This is a genomic window from Streptomyces sp. NPDC002588 (assembly GCF_040295925.1).
Lineage (GTDB): Bacteria > Actinomycetota > Actinomycetes > Streptomycetales > Streptomycetaceae > Streptomyces.
The window spans coordinates 1-21651 of sequence record NZ_JBEOWF010000081.1 but is presented as its reverse complement, the minus strand read 5'-3'; the positions used below and the strand labels follow the sequence as shown (position 1 = coordinate 21651).

The window sequence follows — 21651 nt, the reverse complement described above, 5'->3', positions numbered from 1 at the left end:
CGCACCCCGACGTGGCGGAGCTGATCACACTCGGCACCCGCGTGCGGTTCCGGCACCCACTGGTGCGCTCGGCGGCCTATCGCGCGGCGGGCCCGGACGACCGCCGAAAGGCGCACCAGGCGCTGGCCGACGCGACCGACGCTCGGCTCGATCCCGATCGACGGGCCTGGCACCTGGCCGCAGCGGCCTCGGGACCCGACGAGACGGTGGCCGCCGAGCTGGAGCGCTCCGCGGACCGGGCGCAGGCGCGCGGCGGCATCGCGGCGGCGGCAGCGTTCCTCCAGCACGCGGCCACGCTGACGCAGGATCCTGCCCGACGTGCGCAGCGCGCGGTGGACGCCGCACAGGCCAAGCTCCACGCCGGGGCGTTCGAGCCGGCGGCTGCTCTCCTTGCCACAGCGGAGGCCGGCCCCCTCGACGAGCTCGGGCGCGCGCGGATCGACGTGCTGCATGCCCAGATCGCGTTCGCCCAGAACCGCGGCAGTGAGGCTCCCCCGCTGCTGCTCGCCGCCGCTCGCCGCTTCGGGCGGCTCGACGTCGCACTGGCCCGTGAGACCTACTTGGACGCCATCGCGGCGGCGATATTCTCCGGCCGCCTGGCGCGCGGCCCAGGCCTGCCGGAGGTGGGCAGGGCTGCCCGCGGCGCGCCGAAGCCGCAGCTCCCGCGGGTGCCCGACATGCTGCTGGACGCCCTTGCCGTGCGTCTCACCGACGGCTACTCGGCCGCGGCACCGATGATGGAGCAAGTCCTCGAAGCGTTCTGCAACCAGGAGGTACCCGTTCAGGACGCGCTGCGCTGGCTCTGGCTTGCAGCGGTTCTTGCTTCGGACCTGTGGGACGACGAACGGGGGCACCTGGTCGCAACCCGCCACGTGACGATCACCCGCGAGGCCGGGGTGCTCAGCATGCTGCCCGATGTGCTCGAATTCCGCGCACACATGCACCTCCTCGCCGGGGAGCTGACGGCGGCCGCGTCGCTGATCGAGGAGGTCGGAACGGTGTGCGCGGCGACCGGGAGCACCCCGGCGCGGGTCATGCCGCTGGGCCTGGCCGCCTGGCGTGGTCGCGAGCGCGAGGCCCGCACACTGATCGACGCGATAATGACCGAGGCCGTGCCGCGTGGCCAGGGGGCCGCCGTGACCGTCACACACTGCTACCACGCGGTGCTCTGCAACGGCCTCGGCCAATACCCGGAAGCGCTGGCTGCGGCCCAGGAAGCAGCCGCCCACCAGTGGGAGTTCGCCTCGCCGCGATGGGGCTTGGTCGAGCTGGTCGAGGCGGCCGCGCGCAGCGGTTCCCCCGAGCTGGCGACCGACGCGCTCGAACAGCTCTCGGAGACGGCACAAGCCAGTGGCACAGACTGGGCACTGGGCTTGGAAGCACGCTCGCGGGCACTCCTGAGCGAGGGCGACGCCGCGGAGCATCTCTACCGGGAGGCGATCGAGCGGCTCGGCCGCACCCGGGTCCGCGTGGAACTCGCCCGCGCGCAGCTCTCGTACGGCGAATGGCTGCGCCGCGAGAACCGCCGGGTCGACGCCCGTGCCCAACTGGGCGTCGCACACGCAATGTTCGGCCAGATCGGGGCCGAGGCGTTCGCCGAACGCGCGCGAATCGAGCTGCAGGCCACGGGAGCGAAGGTTCGCAAACGTACCGTCGCAACGTCCACGGCACTCACCCCCCAGGAAGCGCAGATCGCCCGTCTGGCCGGCGAAGGGCTCACGAACCCCGAGATCGGCGTCCAGTTGTTCCTCAGCCCCCACACCGTCGAATGGCACCTGCGCAAGGTGTTCTCGAAGCTCGGCATCTCCTCCCGCAAGGAGATCCGCGTCATGCGGCTCGAAGGCGAGGCGACGTCTGCCTAGTGCCCCGGCAGGCAACGTTCGCCCGTCAAGGAGCGGCGTCCGGTGCGTGCTCTCGGCGTGCCGGCCGGAAGCCCTCGTACTGGACGTACTTGGGCTTTCGGCCGGTGCGGCGGGAGTACGTGCCGGGCGTCGCGACGGGGCGAACGTTGCCTGTCGGGGCACTAGTAGTGCTTCCTCACTGGTCTCCCCGCGTCCGAGGCAGCGCAGGAAGTACGGCTCGGACCTGCGTCCCTCGGTCGGGCGGTACGCGTCGAGACCGTCCCCATCCCGCACGACTGCGGCGTCACTGTCACACACGAGTCGCATGGTTTGTCTTGCTGGACATGCACGCTTCACCATCAGATGTGTCCGTTGACCCTCTCGGCCGGGAACAGCAGGACGCCTACGCGATCAGTGCCGAGTTCTACGACGTCCTGCAGGCCGAGCGGGACGAGGCGCGCGTACGCCGGCTGTACAGGGACGATGTCAGGAAAGCCCGTGTCGGTGTACTGGATGTCGGAGCCGGAACGGGGCGTGTCACGCTGATGAGCCTCATGGAGTCGCAGGTCCCCGTGCACGCAGTCGAGCCCACCCGTTCCATGCGTTCCCCTCTGATGACGCGTCTCACATCCCTGGACGCCAACCTGAGAATGCGGGTCACCGTGTACCCCCACCCGCTCGATGTGGTCGGCCTGCACGAGGTGGCCGATGTGGCCGTATGCCACAACACGATCGCCTGTCTTCACCCGGCTTCGCGGCAGACCCTGTGGCCGGCCATCGCCGAGGCACTCGTGGCAGGAGGTGTGCTGCTCATCCAGTTGCCGCCTGCCCGCCTCCCACATCACGAGACCACGCATGTCTTCCCGACCCAGAGGGTCGGCCGGTACGAGTACGGAGGACGCATGGTGGCGTCGGCCGACGTGAACCGGATTCGGACACGTTTCGAGTACTGGGTACGGGGTGAAGGCGGTGTGCTGCGACAGCACAACGAAACGTTCTGGATGTGGCCGGCCTCCCGTACGAAGGTGATCGGGGAACTGGAGGAGTGCGGGTTCTCCCCGCTGCCCGAGCGGGCCGATGCTTCCGTGCTGGCGGTGCGGCTCGGGCGGCGATGACAGGCGTCTGAGAGACACAGAGCCGTCACGGCTGGACGATCGGCTCTCGGCGTTCCAGGCCGGGTGGGAAACAGCCACGTCGGGACTCCCGGGATCCTGCCGTGTCACATCAGGAGTGACTTGCCGGTCAACTGACTGTCCCGGAACCCGGGGCGTCGCCCACGACATGAAGGTGGACAAGACGTGCCATTTAGCCTGGTCGGTTCGATTGGCTCTGCCCACGGCCCGGCGTCTCGCGTGGCGTGTCGGTGTGACATGCCGACGCCGACGGACAGCCGACCCCCCGTATCGACGCCGGCTCCGTGCCCGGCCGTGTACGGCAGCGTTGAGGGAGCCATGCGGTGACCGAGCAGATCCGACTGCCCAATCTGTCCACCGACAAGGACTTCGACGGGGAGTTCTTCGCACCCCTCTACACCACGACGGTGACGGTGAGCGGTGGGACAGTGAGTCACGGGCGGGCCTCGGGAAGAGCACGCTCGGCCGACGGAGTCCTGGATCTCGACCTGCGCACGCCCGCCGAACTGGGGGGAGACGGCCAGGGGACGAACCCGGAGCAACTGTTCGCGGCCGCCTTCGCCGCCTGCTTCCATGGGGCGCTGAGCCTGGTGGCACGACAGGCCGCGCTCGAGGTCGCCACGATCTCAGTGGAGGCAACCGTGGCGTTCGGGCGTGACCCGGGAGACGGCGGCTACCTGCTGCGCGTCGACCTGGTGGTCAAGTGGCCTGGTATCGATCCTGAGATCGCGGCCCCGCTCCTGGAGAAGGCCGATTCGCTGTGCCCTTACGCGAGGATGGCCGATCAGGGAACGCCGACGACCATCACGCTGGCCTCCTAGGGCGTGTTTCGAAAGTAGCGTCGTCTGCCCGAAGGGCAGGCCTGGCGGCGTCTGGCGCGTGCGATCGCAAGGCGGAGGGTCGCCCCGATACTGGATGTATCGGGGCGCGCCCGACAACGCGGCTGGGGGTCCCCCCTCTGGGGGAGTGCGTACCAGACGCCGCCAGGCAGGCGGGACTTTCGAAACACGCCCTAGCCGCCGGCCCCGGCTGTCCTCAACCGTGTAGCCGTCGTGTGCCGCGTTCCGGCACACGACGGCTCTTCCCAGGACACCCTCCTGTTCGACCAGGCAGCAGTGCACTGTGTGACAGTCCCGGCCATCGACCGTCGTCGAAACGTGTCACACGAGCGCGAGCCTTCCTGTCTTAGCAGTGACCTCACAGTGGTCCGCCTCACCCGAGAGGAAGACTGATGAACGCACGCATCGTGTCCGTAAGTGAAGGCCCGCGTCTCGCCCGCTCCATCGCGATCGGCCCTCATGCGCTGGCTGCGGACGAACCCCAGCCCATCGGCACCGATACGGGGCCCACACCCGGAGAACTGCTTCTGGCCGCGCTCGGGGCGTGTACCTCCATGACCGTCCGGGCGTTCGCGGACAGGCACGGCTGGCAGCTCCACCAGGTCGATGTGGCGGTGCGCTTCGATCCACAAGGACAGATCGCCAAGAACATCCGGCTGACCGGCGATCTGGAGCCTGCCCACATCAAGCAACTGCTGGCGGTTGCCGGGCGCTGTCCTGTGCACCGTCTTTTGACCGGCGGGGTCACGGTCGTCACCGTGCCCACTGTGGTGGCGAGGCCCCGAGCGCCTTACAGCCGGGCAGTGCCGGAATGACCCAGACGTTGCCATCTTGAAATGCGCTGGTCAGTGGGGCTGGTGTGAGCCGGAGGTGGGGGTGACAGAGGGGTGGCTGGTGTCTTGATGCCGAGTCCACGACGGCTCGGCGCGATGGTGTGTCGGTGACCGTGGTCGATCCGTGTTCCGGGTTCGTCGAACAGATCTGTCTGCACTGGCTTCTGACCGGTTCCGATGACACGTCGAGGGCTTCGGGGGCCGCCGGCACGCATCGGGGCGACGGCGCCGGGGACGGCGGCTGAGAACCAGACCGAGTCTCGGCCCAGGCTCTGGTGAAGCGCGTCGAGCAGAGAAGCCGCTGTTCACCGAGGTCGCACCGGACGCCGACCCCGGTCCGGGCACGGACCCGGCCCGGGTGCGGGCGCCCGCATGCCGGCCTGGCAACTGCTCGTGGTGGTGGGGGCTGCTGGAGCTCTACGGCCGCCATTCCCATCAGCGTTTGGGCGTCCCGGGTGTTCACCGGGTACCGCCGTGCCGTCCCCGACGCACCTGAACCCGCGGACTCCACCGGCAGAGGTCGCCGTACTTGTTCGGCGCCGTCCTTCCGCACGTCCTGCTCGGCACTTGGCTTCTTCGGCGGCTGCGGAGGGGGCAGCGGCAGCTGAACTCACCATCACAGGAGAATCAAAAATGAACGCATGGAACCGCGTCCTCTGGCTGCCGGCAGCCGCCGCCGCTCTCGTGGGCGTCACCCTACCGCTGGCCGGGACAGCGGTCACGCTGCCGATTCTGCTGCTGTCGGTCCCGTTCGCGCTGATCCACGGGGTGCGGAGGTACGGGTGGCGGACGCTGCTGTTCTTTCTGATCGAGACCTTGGTGGTGAGCAACTTCTTCGAGAACCTCAGCATTTCCACCGGGTTCCCGTTCGGCCACTACCACTACTCGGGCCATCCGCAGCTCATTCATGTGCCCGTCTACATCGGACCGATCTATTTCGGTCTGGGCTACATCTGCTGGCAGGTGGCCAACACCTTGCTCGACGAGGCGGACAGCCGTCTGGGCGCCTCGTCCGGGTCGGTCGCCGGCCGGGTCGAGGTGGTGGCGCTGCCGATGCTGGCCGCGGCGCTGATGACCATGTTCGACCTCGGCAACGACTCGATCGCCTCCACCGTGAAGCGGATCTGGGTCTGGGAACGTGGGGGCGGGGTGTTCGGGGTGCCGTACACCAACTACTTGGGCTGGTGGTTTGTCACTTATGTCTTCTTCCAGATCTACGCGCTGCATTTGGTGAAGCGTCAGCCGTCGTCGGTGCGGACCGAGGGGCGGGGGGTATTGGCGCAGAACGTGCTCTTCTACGGGGCGCTGGGGCTGAGCTCGGTTCCCTACTTCATCGGCGCCTCCGGTGACATCGTCGAGGATGGGGCCTCGGTCAGCTGGAGCGGGCATGCGATCAACGAGACAATGATGACGATCAATCTGTTCGGCATGGTGTTCGCCGCGTTTCTTGCCGCGGTCAAGCTGGCTCGCGACGATCTGGCCCTGCGACGCTGATTCCGACCGACGCGGAACAGCCGCCGGTCGGCTTTCCGGCGGCCGTGCGCGGTGTTCTCCGGCGAATGCGGTGAGTCCCTTTCCCGGGCTCGGCCCCGCTCGTCCGCCACCGCGAGACTCCTCGGCCGCGTACGCCACTCGCGGCGAAGGGGCGGCGTTTCCGGCCGCTTCCGATGTGCGCTACGTCTCATCCGTGGGCTGTTATGCCGGATGCGTGGCCGGTGTCTTGATGCCGAGTTCATAAATACCAGGGAGACATGATGAACGGGAACGTCGAGGTAGTCGTCGTCGGCGGCGGGTACGGTGGTGTGACGGCGGCCAACAGCCTGGCTCGGCGCGATGGCGTGTCGGTGACCGTGGTCAATCCGCGTCCCGAGTTCGTCGAGCGGATCCGCCTGCACCAGCTCGTGACCGGCTCCGATGACGCGGTCGAGGGCTTCGGGAAGGTCATGGGCGGGAAGGTCCGGCTGGTGGTCGACACCGCCACCCGGATCGACGCAGCCGAGCGCCAGGTGTCGCTGGCGGGCGGTGGCACGGTCTCGTACGACTACCTCGTCTACGCGGTCGGCAGCGGCGCCTCCGCCCCCGACGTGCCCGGAGCGGCGGAGTTCGCTCATTCGGTGTCGGACCTCGAGGGGGCGGAAGGGCTGCGGTCGGTGCTGGATGCGACGCCCGCGTCGGCTCCGGTGACCGTGATCGGGGCCGGCCCGACCGGCCTGGAGACGGCCGCCGAGCTGGCGGAGGCGGGCCGCAGGGTCACCCTGGTCTGCGGCAGGGTGCTCGGCCCCTCCCTGCATGCCCGAGTCCGCCGCCCGGTCGCCCGCCGGCTCGCCGGGCTGGGTGTGACCGTTCTCGAAGGCCCCGGTGCGCAGGTGACGGAAGTGACACGCGACGGCGTACGGCTCGACGACGGCCGCGAGCTGCCCAGCGCGGTGACGATCTGGACCGCGGGATTCCGTGTCCCGGACCTTGCCGCCCGCAGCGGGCTGCGCACCGACACCGAAGGCCGCCTGGTCACCGACACGACGCTGACCAGTGTGGACGACGAGCGCATCGTCGCCGCTGGGGACGCGGCGGTGATGCCGGACCTGCCGTTCCGGATGAGCTGCCAGGCCGCCGTGCAGCTGGGCCCGGCGGCCGCCGCCACGATCCTGCGCCGGATCGCGGGGAAGAAAGCCGCTCCCGTCCGGATGTTCTTCGCCGGGCAGTGCCTCAGCCTCGGACGGCTGGAGGGCGTCACTCAGTTCTCCTACCCGAACGACAAGGTGAACGCGCTCCGCATCAGCGGGCGGCCCGGTGCCGGCGTCAAGGAGATCGCCTGCCGGTTCACCCTCAACAAGTTGGTGTCCGGGGCGCGCAAGGCCAGTTCCCGCGCATCCCACGGCGACAGCACCGACCGCCTGGAAACGCCCCGGCCGGAACACCCCACGACGCCACCCGACGCCCGACGCGCGGCCTAGCCGCCAAGTCCCCTTCTTGGGCCGGGCCGACCGGTCCAGGAAGGACCGAGCCGGAGTGACAAGCACCCGACGCAGCGGCCTCGTGTCCGTGGCCGGCCAACCATGAGAGAGCCCAGCGCACGATATGAACGACCACGTCACCGACCCTGCGACCGAGGCCTTCGTCGCCCACCGCGACCTGCTGTTCACCGTCGCGTACGAGATGCTCGGATCGGCGGCGGACGCCGAGGACGTCCTCCAGGAGGCCTGGCTGCGGTGGGTCAAGGTCGACCTGGAGCAGGTACGGGACCAGCGCGCCTTCCTCGTACGGATCACGACCCGGCAAGCACTCAACCGGCTACGCACCCTCAAACGGCGCAAGGAGGCCTACGTCGGCCCCTGGCTGCCCGAGCCCCTGCTCACCGCGCCGGACGTGGCCGAGGACGTCGAACTGTCCGAAAACCTGTCGCTGGCACTCATGTTCATCCTCGAAGCCCTCTCACCGACCGAACGCGCCGTCTTCGTGCTGCACGAGGTCTTCGACATCGACTATGACGACATCGCGGCCGCGATCGACAAGAGCCCCGCCGCCACACGTCAGATCGCCTACCGCGCCCGCCGGCACGTCGACGCCCGCCGGCCGCGCACACCGGTCTCCCCGGAGGAAACCCGGGCAGCGTTGAACTCGTTCCAGTCCGCGCTCGAGACCGGGGACCTGCACGGGCTGCTCGACGTACTCGCCCCGGATGTTGTTTTCGTCAGCGACGGCGGCGGCTTCAAGCTGGCGGCCTTGCGGCCGGTCGTCGGCGCCGACAAGGTGCTCCGGTACATGGCCGGCAGCGTCGAAAAGGCCGGCGGCGCCTTCACCGGTGAGCCCACGACGGTCAACGGCAACCCCGGACTCATCCTGCGTGTGGACGGCGTGATCGACGGTGTGCTGGCCTTCCGCGTGGAGAACGCCCGGGTCACGGGCCTCTACTACGTCCGCAACCCCGAAAAGCTCACCCGCGTTGAGTCCGAAACCCCCCTCACCTCCCGCTGACCGTCTCCTCGCGGCGAACGAGCACGGGGGCGTCGGCGACACGATGTGTCACAGATGCGGCGAGGACCTGGTCGTACTGAGTGACACCCCAGGCGATCGGAGCGAACGGTGGCTCTCACCGAACAACATCTTTCCACCATGGTGCTGGTGATCGGCACCGGAGGAGCCGGCCTGCGAGCGGCAATCGAACTGGCTGAAGCAGGCATCGACGTCCTCGCGGTCGGCAAACGCCCCAAGGAGGACGCCCATACGGCGCTTGCTGCGGGAGGAATCAACGCGGCCCTGGCCACCATGGATCCCGAGGACACCTGGCAGCAGCACGCGGCCGACACTCTCAAGGAGAGCTATCTGCTGGCCGACCCTCGCACAGCCGAGATCGTCACCCAGGGTGCCGCCCGAGGCATCGACGACCTGGAACGCTACGGCATGGCCTTCGCCAGGGAGGAGGACGGCCGCATCTCCCAGCGCTTCTTCGGCGCGCACAAGTTCCGGCGGACGGCCTTCGCCGGTGATTACACGGGCCTGGAGATCCAGCGCACGCTCATCCGACGCGCGGACCAACTCGACATCCCTGTCCTCGACGGCGTCTACATCACCCGGCTTCTGGTGCACGACGGCGCCGTTTTCGGTGCCTACGGCTTCGACCTCACGCACGGAAGGCGCTACCTGATCCACGCCGACGCCGTCATCCTCGCCGCGGGTGGCCACACCCGCATCTGGCGGCGCACGTCCTCACGGCGCGACGAGAACACCGGCGACTCCTTCCGCCTCGCCGTGGAAGCCGGAGCCCGCCTGCGCGACGCCGAGCTGGTGCAGTTCCATCCGTCCGGGATCATCGAGCCGGAGAACGCGGCCGGAACCCTGGTCAGTGAGGCCGCCCGGGGTGAGGGCGGGATCCTGCGCAACGCGCTCGGGGAACGGTTCATGAGCCGCTACGACCCTGCCCGGATGGAACTGTCCACCCGCGACCGTGTGGCCCTTGCCTCGTACACGGAGATCAAGGAAGGGCGCGGGACCCCCAAGGGAGGCGTGTGGCTCGACGTCTCCCACCTGCCCCGGCAGACGATCATGACGCGGCTCCCCCGCGTCTACCAGACTCTGCTGGACCTGCAGATGCTGGACATCACCCGCGAACCGATCGAGATCGCGCCCACCGCGCACTACTCGATGGGCGGGGTGTGGGTGCGCCCGGAGGACCACAGCACCGATGTGCGTGGCCTGTACGCCATCGGGGAGGCGTCGAGCGGGCTGCACGGCGCCAACCGCCTCGGCGGGAACAGTCTCATCGAGCTGCTGGTCTTCGGCCGCATCACGGGACAGGCGGCTGCCGCCTACTCACAGTCCCTGACCGCACAGCCCCGGTCGGCGTCGGCGATCGCGCAGGCCCGCGCGGAGATCGACGACCTGCTCGCGGCCGACGGACCGGAGAACGTACGCGCCCTGCAGCGCGCCATCCGCAATACCATGACCGAGCACGCGGGAGTCGTACGCGACGAAGAGGGCCTGCGCGCCGGGCTGGCGGAGCTCACGGTCATCGAGAAGAGGATGGAGGACGTGGGCGTCCACCCGGACATCGCCGGCTACCAGGACCTCGCACACGCCTTCGATCTCAAGTCCGCCGCCCTGGCAGCCCGAGCCACCCTCGAGTCCGCGCTGGAGCGCCGCGAGACCCGCGGCTGTCACAACCGCAGCGACTTCCCCGACCTGGACCCCGCCCTGCAGGTCAATCTCGTGTGGTCCCCGACGACCGGTATCACTCGCGAGAGCATTCCGGCCGTCCCGGACGAGATCTCCTCTCTGATGGAAGAGGTCTCGACCGATGGAAAGCTCGCCGAATGATGAACGGCCGTGCCGTCTCGTGCGACCAGGCCCCTGATGGCCGTACCCGGGAATGATTTTCCCGATTCCCGCGAGCCCGTGTCACAAGTAGTGCCGCTGCCCTGTCTCTTACAGTGCAGACCAAATTCTTTCGGTGCCGGCGGGAATTTCATCGCAGGATGCACGCCGCACCACGAAACCTCCGAAGGGAATCCGTTATGAAGGTCGTAGTGATCGGTGGAACCGGGCTCATCGGCTCGAAGGTGGTCGGCAAGCTCAGCGAGCACGGCCATGAGGCGGTCGCGGCCGCGCCCAACACCGGTGTCAACACTCTGACGGGCGAGGGGCTGGCCGAGGTCCTGGAGGGTGCGTCGGTCGTGGTCGACGTGTCCAACTCCCCCTCCTTCGAGGACCAGGCCGTCATGGACTTCTTCCGCACGTCCACGACCAACCTGCTGAAAGCGGAGGCCGAGGCCGGCGTGAAGCACCACGTGGCACTGTCCGTGGTCGGCACCGAGCGCCTCCAGGAGAGCGGCTACTTCCGTGCCAAGCAGGCCCAGGAAGAGCTGATCAAGGCGTCCGGCGTCCCCTTCTCCATCGTCCACGCCACCCAGTTCTTCGAGTTCATGAAGGGGATCGCGGACCTGTCGACCGAGGGCGACACCGTGCGTCTGGCCCCTGTCAAGATCCAGCCCATCTACTCCGGCGACGTGGCCGCCGCGGTCGGCCGCACTGCGGTCGGCGCCCCGGTCAACGGCGTGGTGGAGGTCGCCGGCCCCGACGAGTTCCAGCTCGACGAGCTCCTCCGTAAGGCACTCGCCGCCAAGAACGACCCCCGTACGGTCGTCACGGACCCGCACGCCCCGTACTCCGGTGCCGAGTTGAAGGAGACCACGCTCCTGCCCGGTCCGGACGCGCGCATCGCCGAAACCCGGTTCGCCGACTGGGTCGCGCAGCAGCAGTAGGCCCTGCGGGTGGTGGCCCTTGCCGACGACAAGGTGAAGCCGACTCCCGGCATCTCCGCTGTACGACCGGTCCGGACGGAAGCCGTCCGGACCGGGTGACGCCTGCCGTCGTACGCGCCATCGGGCCCAGCCGGCGCGTCGCATGCTCCAGCAGTGTTTCTCACCGGGCACACCCGGGGTTCCCCGCAGAAGGACTCACGATGACCCAAGCCACCGAGAACCGCGTCGCCATAGCGGCCACGGTCGTGTCGCTGGCTGCTGAAGCCGCCGAGCTCCGAACCCGTGCCGACGAGCTTCGCCGGGAACTCGTCGACCTCGACGAGCGGATGAGCGCCGTCTCCGCCGCCCTGGGCCGACTTCCTGACGCTTGAGCGACGTCACGCCGCACAGCCGGCGGTGACGGCCCCCGGAAGCGGCAGGGCAGGCCGATCGCGAGCCGGGCATCGAATTCGATGCCCGGCTCGTGTCATCGGCAGGCCACGGTCAGCGCGAAGGGGAAGGCGCATGAGGTACGGAAAGGGCGGTTGGCGGCGTCACAAACCGGGGTGCCATCCAGTCAAATATGTGATGGGGCAAATCGCCCCACCCATGGCCCATCTGGACGGTACGCCGCTCTTCCGACGGATCGCCCGAGTCGGAATGGAGATGAGAACAGCATGCTGCTCCAGACGGACAGGTACCTTGCGCAGGGCGCATCCACGGCCGGCATTCCCACTGCCGAAACGGTGCCGGGGCCCGCCTCCTCCGATTGCAGTCGATGTGATCGCGCGGGAAAAGAGCGAGTTCCCGCCGGCTCTCGTCCGACGAATCACGACAAGTGGCTGGTGGGTCTGCGGTTCCACACCGCCGACTCCCAGCCGGTGTGGCTGTACTACGTTGTGGACGAGGCCTTCGACACGACCCACGCGATGCGCACAGCGATCCAGCGGGCCGGCAGTGACCCCGATCGGGCGGCCCTGGGTCGGGCCCAGGTCGAGGCGGACCAGGTCGAGGTGCAGCGGATCCTTCGGGATGTCCTCGGCCGTCACCGTCTGAGCCGTTGTCTCTGACCGTTCCGGCCAAGGGGCCCGGAGGACCTCTCCGGGCCCCTCTCCGGGCCCCGAAGAAGCCTGGTCGGACTGGATGAGAGCCGCCCTGTCGCAGACGGCGAACGGGCGCGGCGGCCGTCGCCGCCCCGCCCTGTCGAGGTCACGGCGCTGCTTGGCCATGAGGGTCGGCGCCGCGGTCATGTCGCCGCCGACGAAGTCGCCGGCCACGGCCAGGTGGGAGGCGTCCACGCACAGCCACCTCGTCAGTTCCACCTCGTATGCGGCCCGTGGGCAGCGGCGTCGGTGTCGGTGTTACTGGTGATCTCCATGTATTCCTGCGCGGTCGGCTTGGCTATCTGCGTTCCCTCGCCGTAGAAGCCCCGGCTGAGCCTGGCACGCAGGTGCCGGGCAAGGCGGGACCCGGCATCCCGGCTTCCCCCGTCGCCCGAAGGGCCCGGACTGATCGGCTGATATTGCTCGTGCTGTGTGAGAGCGTGCAGTCGCTCCTGGCCGAGCGGCTCGTGCACCTCGACGAACTCGCCGTGCGGCAAACGCTCGATGATGCCGGTCTCGCGGCCGTGCAGCACTTTGTCGCGGTCTCCGCGCTGGAGGCCGAGTGCCCACCGCTTGGTCACCGCATAGGCCGTGACAGGCACGGCGAAGAGACCGATGCGAACCGCCCAGGTCACCGATTCGACCGACACATGGAAGCGGATGGCGATGATGTCGTTCGCGGCGCCGATCAGGGCCACCAGATAGGAACTCAGCCATGCGACACCAAGTGCCGTTCGCACCGGACGGTTGCGCGGTCGGTCGAGGAGGTGCTGATCGCGGTCGTCATCGGTCACCCAGGTTTCGATGAACGGGTACGCGCCCATCGCGAGGAAGAGGCCGACACCCGCCGTGAGCGGGATCAGGTTGTCCAGAGCCAGGGTGTGGCCCCAGAAGTCGATTTCCCAGCCGGGCATGACCCGCAGCAGCCCGTCTGCCACGCCCATGTACCAGTCGGGCTGCGAGCCGGCCGAAACCTGGTCGGCACGGTAGGGGCCGTACACCCACACAGGGTTGATCTGGGCGACCGAAGCCATGACGAAGATGGTGCCGGAGACCAGGAAGAAAAACCCTGCGGACTTTACGGCGCGCACCTTGGGCGGCAGACCCACAACATTCTTGTTGCTCCGTCCCGGACCTGGATACTGCGTGTGCTTGTGCCGAAGAACCAGGAGAAGGTGAGCGACAAGCAGTCCCACCATGAGGGCGGGTATGAGCAGAACGTGGATCGTGTGGAAGCGTGCAACCAGATCGTTTCCCGGGAACTCGCCTCCGAAGAGAAACATGGACAGGTAGGTTCCGAGGATCGGGATGGAGAGGATCGTTCCGTTCACGACCGCGAGTCCGGTTCCGGACAGAAGGTCGTCCGGAAGGTCGTATCCCGTCAGTCCTCCGAACATTCCCAGGACAAGCAGCAGAAATCCGAACACCCAGTTGAGTTCGCGAGGCTTGCGGAAGGCGCCTGTGAAGAACACGCGCATCATGTGGACGAGCATGGCGGCGACAAAGACCAGCGCTGCCCAGTGGTGAGCCTGCCGGATCAGCAGGCCACCACGGACGTCGAAGGAGATGTGCATGGTCGAGTTGAACGCCTCCGACACCAACTGCCCCCGCAACGGCGCGTAGCCGCCCTGGTACTCCACTTCGTTCATCGACGGATGGAAGTAGAACGTCAGATACACACCCGTGACGACGATGATGATGAAGCTGTAGAGGCAGATCTCTCCCAGCATGAACGACCAATGGTCCGGAAAAGCTCTTCGCCATTTCACCCTGAGTGGGGTGGAGATCCCCAGGCGTCCACCGGCCCACTCGGCGACCCTTTCTCCCCCGGCCACTCGCCGCGCTTCGTTTTCCCGGCTCCCGTCGTCCATCCCCTACCACCATTCATTAATCGTTCACGGGGCCCGTCACGACCGGCTCTGCCTGCGCCGTTCACGGCGTGTCCTGGACGATGTGCGCCGCATCCGGACCGAGTCGGCACGGGAACGGCGGGTCGACCGTCGCCGCCGCAGGCTCATGGACCGCTTCCACCCATATGACCGCGCACCACGCGCGGCTGTGACACGTCTCGCCGGAGACATGGTGTGCGGCACATCCTGGGCACACTGTGTCAGTGCGGTGGTGGAACACATCGTGCGGTGCGTCGTGGCAGGTGTAGTCTCCTTCGGGCCGACTGTTGTGAACCGGCCGTTGCCGAAGCACCGGTCCCCGGCACAGTCCGTGCCGCGTTCTCTCTCCGCCGCACCGCAGGGACCCGCCCCATGAGTCAGCCACCGTACGCCGGAGTTGCCTGGTTCCGGCCGATGCTCGCTCGTCTTTCCGACGAGAAGCACCGCACCGCCACCGCACTGGAGCTGTTCTTCGATCTCTGCTTCGTCACGGCCGTCGCCCAGCTCGCCTCCGCCTTCGAACACGAGCTCTCCGAGGGCCGGACAGGCCATGGCGTCCTCGGCTATGCCCTCGTGTTCTTCGCGATCTGGTGGGCCTGGATGAATTTCACATGGTTCGCCTCGGCCTATGACACCGACGATGTCCCGTACCGGTTTCTTACGCTCGTCCAGATCGCGGGTGCCCTCGTGATGGCGGGCGGCGCGGCACAGGCTCTCGAGCATGACGACTTCACCGTGATCACCTGGGGCTATGTCGTCATGCGGCTGGCCATGGCAAGTCAATGGCTGCGCGCGGCGCATTCGGATCCCGAACGCCGGCGCTGCTGCCTGCGCTACGCCTTCGGCATTGTCGTTGTCGAGTTCGGCTGGGTGGACCGTTTCGCCCTGCACGACCACGGTGGTGTCGGCTCATTCATGGTTCTCGCCGTGGTCGAACTCGCCATCCCGGTGTGGGCCGAGCACACGGCCCACACCACGTGGCATCCGCATCACATTGCCGAACGCTACGGTCTGTTCACACTCATCGTGCTGGGTGAGTCCGTCACCGCCGCCTCCGGTGCCGTGCGAACCGCATGGCACGCCGACGTGGATTCCGGCACGGTCGCCCTCCTCGCGATGGGCGGCCTGCTCACGGTCTTCTCGTTGTGGTGGCTGTATTTCAACCAGGACGCGCCACGCCGACTCGCCACCTTCACCACGGCGATGTTGTGGGGCTACGGCCACTACGCCCTCTTCGCCTCCGCGGCCGCCATCGGTGCGGGTCTTGCCGTCAACGTCTCCCGTGCCGCAGGCCACGGAGCCCTCACCGACCAGCAGGCCGCAGCCACGTACACGGTGCCTGTGGCCGTGTTCATCGCGCTGGTCCGGCTCCTGCATCGCCACACCTCGCGGACCTCGGCCCCGGCCGACGTCGTCCACCTGGCCGCGGTCCTCGCCGTCCTGGCCACCACCTACACGGCCGCGCCCGTGCTCGGCACCGGCATCATCGCAGCGCTCCTGATCACCGCGATCCTCGTCATGGCGGGGCGTGACGCTGTCCGGCAGCCCTGACACCGGGCGGTCCCGACAACCCGTGCGAGGTCCGGGAGGGGACGACATCCGCGCCATGACGGCTGTGAGTGCGGCGGGGCCCGATGGGGTGGCCGCGGTGCCGGAGCTGTCACGCCGCCGTGATGACCGTGCTCCTGGTCTGTCGACCCTCACGTCGCCTTGTCGCACGGCGTTCGCTCTCCGTGGTGCCGCCCCAGATGCCTTCCACCTGCTCCACCCGCACGGCCCAGTCGAGGCACTGCTCCGTGACGGGGCAACGGCCGCAAACAGCCCTGGCCTCGTCGATCTGATCAAGCGTCGGCCCGCTGTGTCCTATCGGGAAGAACAGATCAGGGTCTTCCACATACAGGCAAGCTGCCCGTTCACGCCAGTGCATGACATGGTCTCCTCGCTCAGCAGCCATGGGAAAACACACCTCCAGAGGCTCGTCGTTCGGCAGGGCCCCGGACTTCGATCACGGCCTTTGTCGTCCCGGCGAAAAGGCGCCCGTGGGCTCTCAGGTGAGACCGGACAACCAGCGCATGTGTGACACACGGCCGGGATCACGGGGGCTCATGTCACAAGATCTGCATGGGCCCGGTCTAACGGATTGAGCCGAGAAACACGTGAGGTGTTGTGCGCGAGGGCTTGGCCGTCGACTGCTCACTCCCCCATAGCGGGTTCGGGGGCGTGCAAGGTGGCCCCCGCCGCGGGAGAGGGAGGATGCGGTATGGACGATGCTGATGTGGTGCCGATCGCTGAGTTGCTCGACGAGCGTCGGTTTCTGCTGGATGTCGCCTACTGGATGCTGGGCAGTCCCGGTGCGGCGGAGCGTGTGGTCGATGAGACCTACCGTCGGTGGTACGGGCTGCCGGAGGCGGCGCGCCTGGGGATCACCGCGCCGCGGTCGTGGCTTGCGAAGACCGCGGGCGGGATCTGTCTGGGCCGCCTCGCCCTTCCCGACCGGAGCGCGGCCGGCCCGGGGAGGGGTTCGCTCATCCAGGCGGACGACGCCGAGGAAGCGCAGGCGTGTCTGGGGGAGGAGGTGAGTCGGGTTCTGCTGAATGCGCTGGACTCCCTGACTCCGGACGAGCGGGCGGCGTTCGTGCTCAACGACGTCTTCGGGATGACCCCCGATACGGTCGCCGACATCGTGGGACGCACCGAGCCGGAGTGCGCCGAACTCGCCGACCGGGCCCGCCACTGCCTTCGGATGCGGCGCTCACTCCCCACGACACCGGAAGAACACGACGCCCTCGCCCACGCCTTCCGCCAGTCCTGCCTGAGCGAGGACGTCGACCTCCTGGCCTCGACTCTGTGCCCGGACATCACGGCGTTCTTCGACGGCGGCGGCAAAGTGAGGGCGCTGACCAGGCCCGTCCACGGAAGCCGGCGGGTCGCCCACAGCCTGCTGACACTCCTGGCCCGCCGCCCCCGCACCACGCTGACCGCGCAGTCCGTCAACGGGCGCACCGGCCTCGTCGCCCGCTACGACCACCAGGTCGCCGCCGTCATCAGCCTCGACATCGCCGACCACCACATCACACAAGTCTGGGTCATCCTCAACCCCGACAAACTGCGATCCTGGAACCAGCCCCCGACCCCCGGTGGCCCCAGTTCCTGACAGAGCGCGTCACAGCAGGACGATGGCCGGTCCTGACCACTTGGGAGAGGCGCTGTCGAAGACATGGGGCGGCAGCGGGTGGCCGATCATCCGGTGGCGGCTCGGCGGACCGGCCGGCGTCCGCTGTCCGGTCCCCGGGGGCATGAAGCGCCTGTTCACCGCACGGGCCTCACACGGCCCCAGTCACGCACCGTCCGGCGCCGGGGCCGAAAGCGGCGGCGAAGCGGGAACGTGAAGCGAGGAACGCGGCGATCTTGCTCGGGTTGAACACCCACATCACCTGGTGGATGCCTGCCTTCGAGACGGCGATGTGCAGCAACGCGACGGGTTCGCCGTCCCGGTAGATCATCGCACCCGTACTGCCGTTGGCATCGACCAACCTGACGTCCGCGGCCGGCCACAATCGCCGATAGGTCGCCAGTTTGGCCACACGCGCACGGCCCAGCACCGGTACACGAGCGCAAGCCCGCATGCCGTTGCCGTCGGACAGACTGACGGCATCGGGGGCGAGAAGGGCTTCCAGTGAAGCCACATCGCCCGTTTGAGCTGCTGAGACGAAGGCGTTCAGAAGGCGTCGGTGCTCCGTCGTGTCCACGCTTTCGCGCTGCTCGTCCGACAGATGCTTACGGGCACGGCTGACGATCTTCCGTACGTTCACGAGGCTGAGTCGGAGGATCTCAGCGATCTCGGGATAGGCGTAGTCGAACGCCTCGCGCAGTACGTATGCGGCCCGCTCGGTGGGGCTCAGCTTCTCCAACACCAGCAGCAGAGCCATCTCCAGGGCTTCTGCGCGCTGCGCGCCCACCTCCGGGTCGGAACTCGTGTCGACGGGCTCGGGCAGCCATGGTCCGATGTAGGTTTCCCGGCGCACACGCGCCGATTGTGCGACGTTGATGGCCAAGCGGGTCGTGGTGGCCGACAGGAAGGCCACCGGGCTGACCACTGCGGAGCGGTCGGTCTTCTGCCAGCGCAGCCACACTTCCTGGAGCACGTCCTCAGCCTCGACCGCACTGCCGAGCACGCGGTACGCGATTCCGAAGAGACGTCTCCGGTGCTGCACGAAGACAGAAACAGCCACTTCAAGGTCACTTGTCATGGGGGCCGGTTCGAGAGCCATGATTCTGCGGTCTCCGTTCCTCCTGTTGCGGCTGTCTAGGGGCACAACCACGCGGTTGCCGCGTGGTTGCGGGTGGCTCCGACCAGTGGTCCCCGGACGCTCTCTTGAAAGCCGTGGTGCTGCCGGACACAAGGCGCCGCATGGCTTGTCCGGGTACTGCAAGAACTGTGGTCACTGAAAGTCACGTCCGCTCCAATCGCATCTGCTTCATAGACCGAGGTGGGCGCACTCCTGTGACAGAACTGGAGCAGACAGGTGCTGCCGGCGGCCGTCGGAGAAGTCGGCCCCAGGCAGACACAGTGATCACCGGGGTTGTGCGCGACGAAGGTGTCGCCCTCGTGGCACGAGGGCAGGCGGGCCGTTTTCCGCGGATGCCGCAGTCGCCCGCCGTCAGGGACGTCGCCGGGCCCTCGGGGCCGAACACGTACACGCTTCGGCATTCACCCGTTATGGATCGGCGAAGATAACACTATCTCACACTGTGTTCCGCACCCTGCTGACGCGACGGTAGGGAACGTGCTGCCCGCCGACTACCCAGATGTCTTCACGCTCGTTGCTTCTGCCGCGAACAGTGGCAACTATGATGTCAGGGGAACCCGTTCCCGCGGTCGGGCGGGGTGGTATCGAACATGAGCCGGGGCGCGGCACGAGGGTTGAGGATGAGAGGAACACATGGTCTCCGCAGCTCGCACAGCGCACAACATTGAGATCACCGCTGAGAGCCTTCAAGAGGACCTGGCCCGCCTGCAGATCCAGAAGCAGGCGCTGGAAAGGGAACTGGCCGCGGTCGTGGCGCATCTCAGCTCGGTGCAGCGGGCCCTGAACGCCTTCGAAGCCCTGATGCTCAACCCGGACGCTGCGGTGACGGGTACGGCCGGTGCCGCAGATGCGCAGCGGGGCGGGACCGTGACCACCGTCGAACCTCAAACCGACCGGGCCTCCGCCGAGCCTGCGGACACGACAGCGGAGGCGGCCGTACGGCCCAGGAAGCCGCAGCGAGGCAAGGGCGCGGAAGGTCCTGTCACGGCCGACGCCGACGCTGAGGGGCGGAAGGGGTACGGCAAACTCACTGAGCAGATCATGGAGTATTTCGCCGGCTGCGACGTCGACGTGCGGGCCCGTGATGTTGCCGCGGCTCTCGGCCGTGACACCGACAGCGGAAGCATCAACGGCGTCCGCAGCACCCTCGACCGCCTGGTCGGCGCCTCCCGTATCCAGCGGACCGGGCGGGGCCTCTACCGCGCCAGGCGTTCCTGAGGGCCGTCCCGCTCATGCCGCTCCCCCTCCGCGGCCGGATCGCAGAGGGGGGTTCGCTGCCGGGCGGATCGCGGCACCGTCGTACATCGGTGTGATCGGCGACGCGGTGTGCGACATCGGCCCGCAGGTCGATTGGCGGTCGGCGTCCGCGGAGAGGACCCTTTCCAACTGCGTGAGGTCGCCGGACCGCGCTGCCACCAGGAACGCCTGAACGAGCCTCCGATGCGCGACCGAATCCATGAGCTGCCTGCGCCGGTTCTGAGCCAGACGGTCCTGGGCACGGGTGACCTGCTGCCTTGTATTGGCGACGCTGAGGCGCAGGATCTCGGAAATCCGGCTGTGCGGGTAGCCGAAACCCTCCCGCAGGACGTACGCGGCACGTTGCCTCGGCGTCAGTGTTTCCATCAGCAGGAGAACCGCTCGCTCGACGGCGTCCTGCCGCTCGGCCGCCGCCTCTGGAGTCGCGCGGGTGTCCAGCAATTCCGGGAGCCAAGGAGTGGCGCAGGATTCTCGGCGTCTCCAGGCGGACTGTACGACGTTGATCGCAAGCCGGACAGTCGTCGTCCTGAGCAGCGCCGGCGGGTTCGAGACGACCGTACGATCCGTGCCCTGCCACCGAAGCCAAGCCTCCTGGATGACGTCTTCGGCCTCGGCCGCGTTCCCGACGATTCGGTTGGCGATCTTGAGCAGTCCGGGCCTGGCGCGGATGAACACCGACGTCGCGTCGTCCAGGTCACCGATCGTCGGGGTGGCCGTCGTACCCGCCGTCTCCCGACCTTGCCTTGCTTCGACCAGATGTGTGTCCACGACTGGCTCCTGTGCTCCGTGGGTCAGCGGCTTGATGGCTGCTGACAACGAACATCGCGCCCGGGGGCAGCCGATCGCGCCCTTGCAAAGCCGTGGGCGGCTTCGTGGTCGTGCCGTGGTTGGCCCGTGGCCGGGCTTCCGGAGCCGGGCCGGTCCGAGGACTCCGCGATCGATCCGGCCCGCCTCGGTCGGACCGAGGCGGCAGTGGTGCGGAGACGGATTACCATGCCGGTTGAAGCGGTCCGACAAGGGAGCTGCCGTGGCTAGGAGCGGTTCAAGAGCTGGACTCCTCGGGCGGCAGAACGAGTGCCAGGCCCTCGACGATCTCGTGGCGGGTGCCAGGGCGGGGCGCAGTGCGGCCCTGGTGCTGCGCGGTGAGGCAGGCATCGGGAAGACCGAGCTGTTGCGATACCTCCTCGATCGTGCCACCGGATGCCACATCGTCAGGGTCGCCGGTGTCCAGTCCGAGATGGAGCTCTCCTACGCCGGCCTCCACCAGCTCTGCGCTCCTCTCCTCACCGGCCTCGACCGTCTTCCGGAACCGCAGCGCGATGCCCTTGGCACGGCGTTCGGGCTGCGTGGCGGCGATGTGCCCAACCGGTTCCTGGTGGGCCTGGCCATCCTGAGCCTCCTCGCGGACGCAGGCGGGAACCAGCCGCTGGTCTGCCTCGTCGACGACGCCCAGTGGCTGGATCGTGTGTCGGTACAGACTTTGGAGTTCGTCGCCCGCCGACTGCTCGCGGAATCGATTCTGCTCGTCTTCGCCGTCCGCGAACCCGCCGTCCGCGAACCCGGCGTCCGCGAGATTCTCGCCGGCCTCCCCGAGCTGCCCGTCACGGGGCTGAGCGAGCGAGACTCCCGAACACTCCTCGACTCGGTCGTCACCGGACCGCTCGACCAGCGGGTACGCGACCGCATCGTCGCCGAGACACGCGGCAACC

At 68.1% G+C, this 21651-nt stretch carries 20 protein-coding genes; 15 read left to right on the top strand and 5 right to left on the bottom strand.

The window, feature by feature from the left end; translation table 11 throughout:
• The 11 genes from ABT057_RS47820 to ABT057_RS47770 form a co-directional block, all read left to right on the top strand.
• Positions 1 to 1862 (top strand): LuxR C-terminal-related transcriptional regulator (locus tag ABT057_RS47820; RefSeq protein WP_352351480.1); only part of this gene is annotated, 1862 nt, incomplete at its 5' end.
• Positions 1863 to 2206: 344 nt separating this feature from the next.
• Positions 2207 to 2956: a class I SAM-dependent methyltransferase gene (locus ABT057_RS47815; RefSeq protein WP_352351478.1), complete on the top strand. Its 750-nt coding sequence runs from the start codon at positions 2207 to 2209 to the stop codon at positions 2954 to 2956.
• Between the two features lie 341 nt (positions 2957 to 3297).
• Positions 3298 to 3795 (top strand): Ohr family peroxiredoxin, encoded by a 498-nt coding sequence (locus ABT057_RS47810; RefSeq protein ID WP_352351476.1) that lies wholly within the window; start codon positions 3298 to 3300, stop codon positions 3793 to 3795.
• Between the two features lie 410 nt (positions 3796 to 4205).
• On the top strand, positions 4206 to 4628 hold the full coding sequence (locus ABT057_RS47805) for an OsmC family protein (protein WP_352351474.1): 423 nt from the start codon (positions 4206 to 4208) through the stop codon (positions 4626 to 4628).
• A 651-nt stretch (positions 4629 to 5279) separates the two neighbouring features.
• Entirely contained in the window at positions 5280 to 6140 is an 861-nt protein-coding gene (locus ABT057_RS47800) for a carotenoid biosynthesis protein (protein WP_352351472.1), read from the top strand.
• A 260-nt stretch (positions 6141 to 6400) separates the two neighbouring features.
• Positions 6401 to 7600 (top strand): NAD(P)/FAD-dependent oxidoreductase, encoded by a 1200-nt coding sequence (locus ABT057_RS47795; RefSeq protein WP_352351482.1) that lies wholly within the window; start codon positions 6401 to 6403, stop codon positions 7598 to 7600.
• Between the two features lie 124 nt (positions 7601 to 7724).
• Positions 7725 to 8621, top strand: coding sequence for an RNA polymerase sigma-70 factor (locus ABT057_RS47790; RefSeq protein ID WP_352351470.1), 897 nt, complete (start codon positions 7725 to 7727; stop codon positions 8619 to 8621).
• Between the two features lie 138 nt (positions 8622 to 8759).
• Positions 8760 to 10460 (top strand): FAD-binding protein, encoded by a 1701-nt coding sequence (locus ABT057_RS47785; protein WP_352351468.1) that lies wholly within the window; start codon positions 8760 to 8762, stop codon positions 10458 to 10460.
• A gap of 197 nt (positions 10461 to 10657) precedes the next feature.
• The gene (locus tag ABT057_RS47780; RefSeq protein ID WP_352351466.1) at positions 10658 to 11404 is read left to right on the top strand and encodes an SDR family oxidoreductase; all 747 of its coding nucleotides are present in this window, start codon (positions 10658 to 10660) and stop codon (positions 11402 to 11404) included.
• Between the two features lie 200 nt (positions 11405 to 11604).
• Positions 11605 to 11775: a hypothetical protein gene (locus ABT057_RS47775; protein WP_352351464.1), complete on the top strand. Its 171-nt coding sequence runs from the start codon at positions 11605 to 11607 to the stop codon at positions 11773 to 11775.
• Between the two features lie 285 nt (positions 11776 to 12060).
• Complete coding sequence (locus ABT057_RS47770; RefSeq protein WP_352351484.1) at positions 12061 to 12453, top strand: hypothetical protein; 393 nt, start codon at positions 12061 to 12063, stop codon at positions 12451 to 12453.
• 242 nt (positions 12454 to 12695) lie between these two features.
• Here the strand turns inward: ABT057_RS47770 and qcrB are convergent, their stop codons facing one another.
• A complete protein-coding gene (gene qcrB, locus ABT057_RS47765; protein ID WP_352351462.1) occupies positions 12696 to 14357 on the bottom strand; it encodes a cytochrome bc1 complex cytochrome b subunit in 1662 nt (553 codons plus the stop codon).
• A 390-nt stretch (positions 14358 to 14747) separates the two neighbouring features.
• On the opposite strand from qcrB, the gene ABT057_RS47760 reads away from it, so the two are divergent.
• Positions 14748 to 15926, top strand: coding sequence for a low temperature requirement protein A (locus ABT057_RS47760; RefSeq protein ID WP_352351460.1), 1179 nt, complete (start codon positions 14748 to 14750; stop codon positions 15924 to 15926).
• 109 nt (positions 15927 to 16035) lie between these two features.
• Here the strand turns inward: ABT057_RS47760 and ABT057_RS47755 are convergent, their stop codons facing one another.
• Positions 16036 to 16302, bottom strand: coding sequence for a WhiB family transcriptional regulator (locus tag ABT057_RS47755; RefSeq protein WP_352351458.1), 267 nt, complete (start codon positions 16300 to 16302; stop codon positions 16036 to 16038).
• 333 nt (positions 16303 to 16635) lie between these two features.
• Here ABT057_RS47755 and ABT057_RS47750 point away from each other — a divergent pair, with 333 nt between their 5' ends.
• Positions 16636 to 17529, top strand: coding sequence for a sigma factor-like helix-turn-helix DNA-binding protein (locus ABT057_RS47750; protein ID WP_352351456.1), 894 nt, complete (start codon positions 16636 to 16638; stop codon positions 17527 to 17529).
• A 9-nt stretch (positions 17530 to 17538) separates the two neighbouring features.
• On the opposite strand, the gene ABT057_RS47745 is transcribed toward ABT057_RS47750, so the two are convergent.
• Positions 17539 to 17673 carry a hypothetical protein gene (locus tag ABT057_RS47745; RefSeq protein WP_352351454.1) on the bottom strand — a complete coding sequence of 45 codons (135 nt, stop codon included), beginning with the start codon at positions 17671 to 17673 and terminating at the stop codon, positions 17539 to 17541.
• A gap of 25 nt (positions 17674 to 17698) precedes the next feature.
• Positions 17699 to 18646 (bottom strand): RNA polymerase sigma-70 factor, encoded by a 948-nt coding sequence (locus ABT057_RS47740; protein ID WP_352351452.1) that lies wholly within the window; start codon positions 18644 to 18646, stop codon positions 17699 to 17701.
• A 672-nt stretch (positions 18647 to 19318) separates the two neighbouring features.
• Here ABT057_RS47740 and ABT057_RS47735 point away from each other — a divergent pair.
• The gene (locus ABT057_RS47735) at positions 19319 to 19903 is read left to right on the top strand and encodes a hypothetical protein (RefSeq protein ID WP_352351450.1); all 585 of its coding nucleotides are present in this window, start codon (positions 19319 to 19321) and stop codon (positions 19901 to 19903) included.
• A 12-nt stretch (positions 19904 to 19915) separates the two neighbouring features.
• On the opposite strand, the gene ABT057_RS47730 is transcribed toward ABT057_RS47735, so the two are convergent.
• A complete protein-coding gene (locus ABT057_RS47730; protein WP_352351448.1) occupies positions 19916 to 20710 on the bottom strand; it encodes a sigma-70 family RNA polymerase sigma factor in 795 nt (264 codons plus the stop codon).
• A 259-nt stretch (positions 20711 to 20969) separates the two neighbouring features.
• Between ABT057_RS47730 and ABT057_RS47725 the strand changes: the two genes are divergently transcribed.
• Positions 20970 to 21651: AAA family ATPase (locus ABT057_RS47725; RefSeq protein WP_352351446.1), on the top strand; the 682-nt coding region annotated here is incomplete at its 3' end.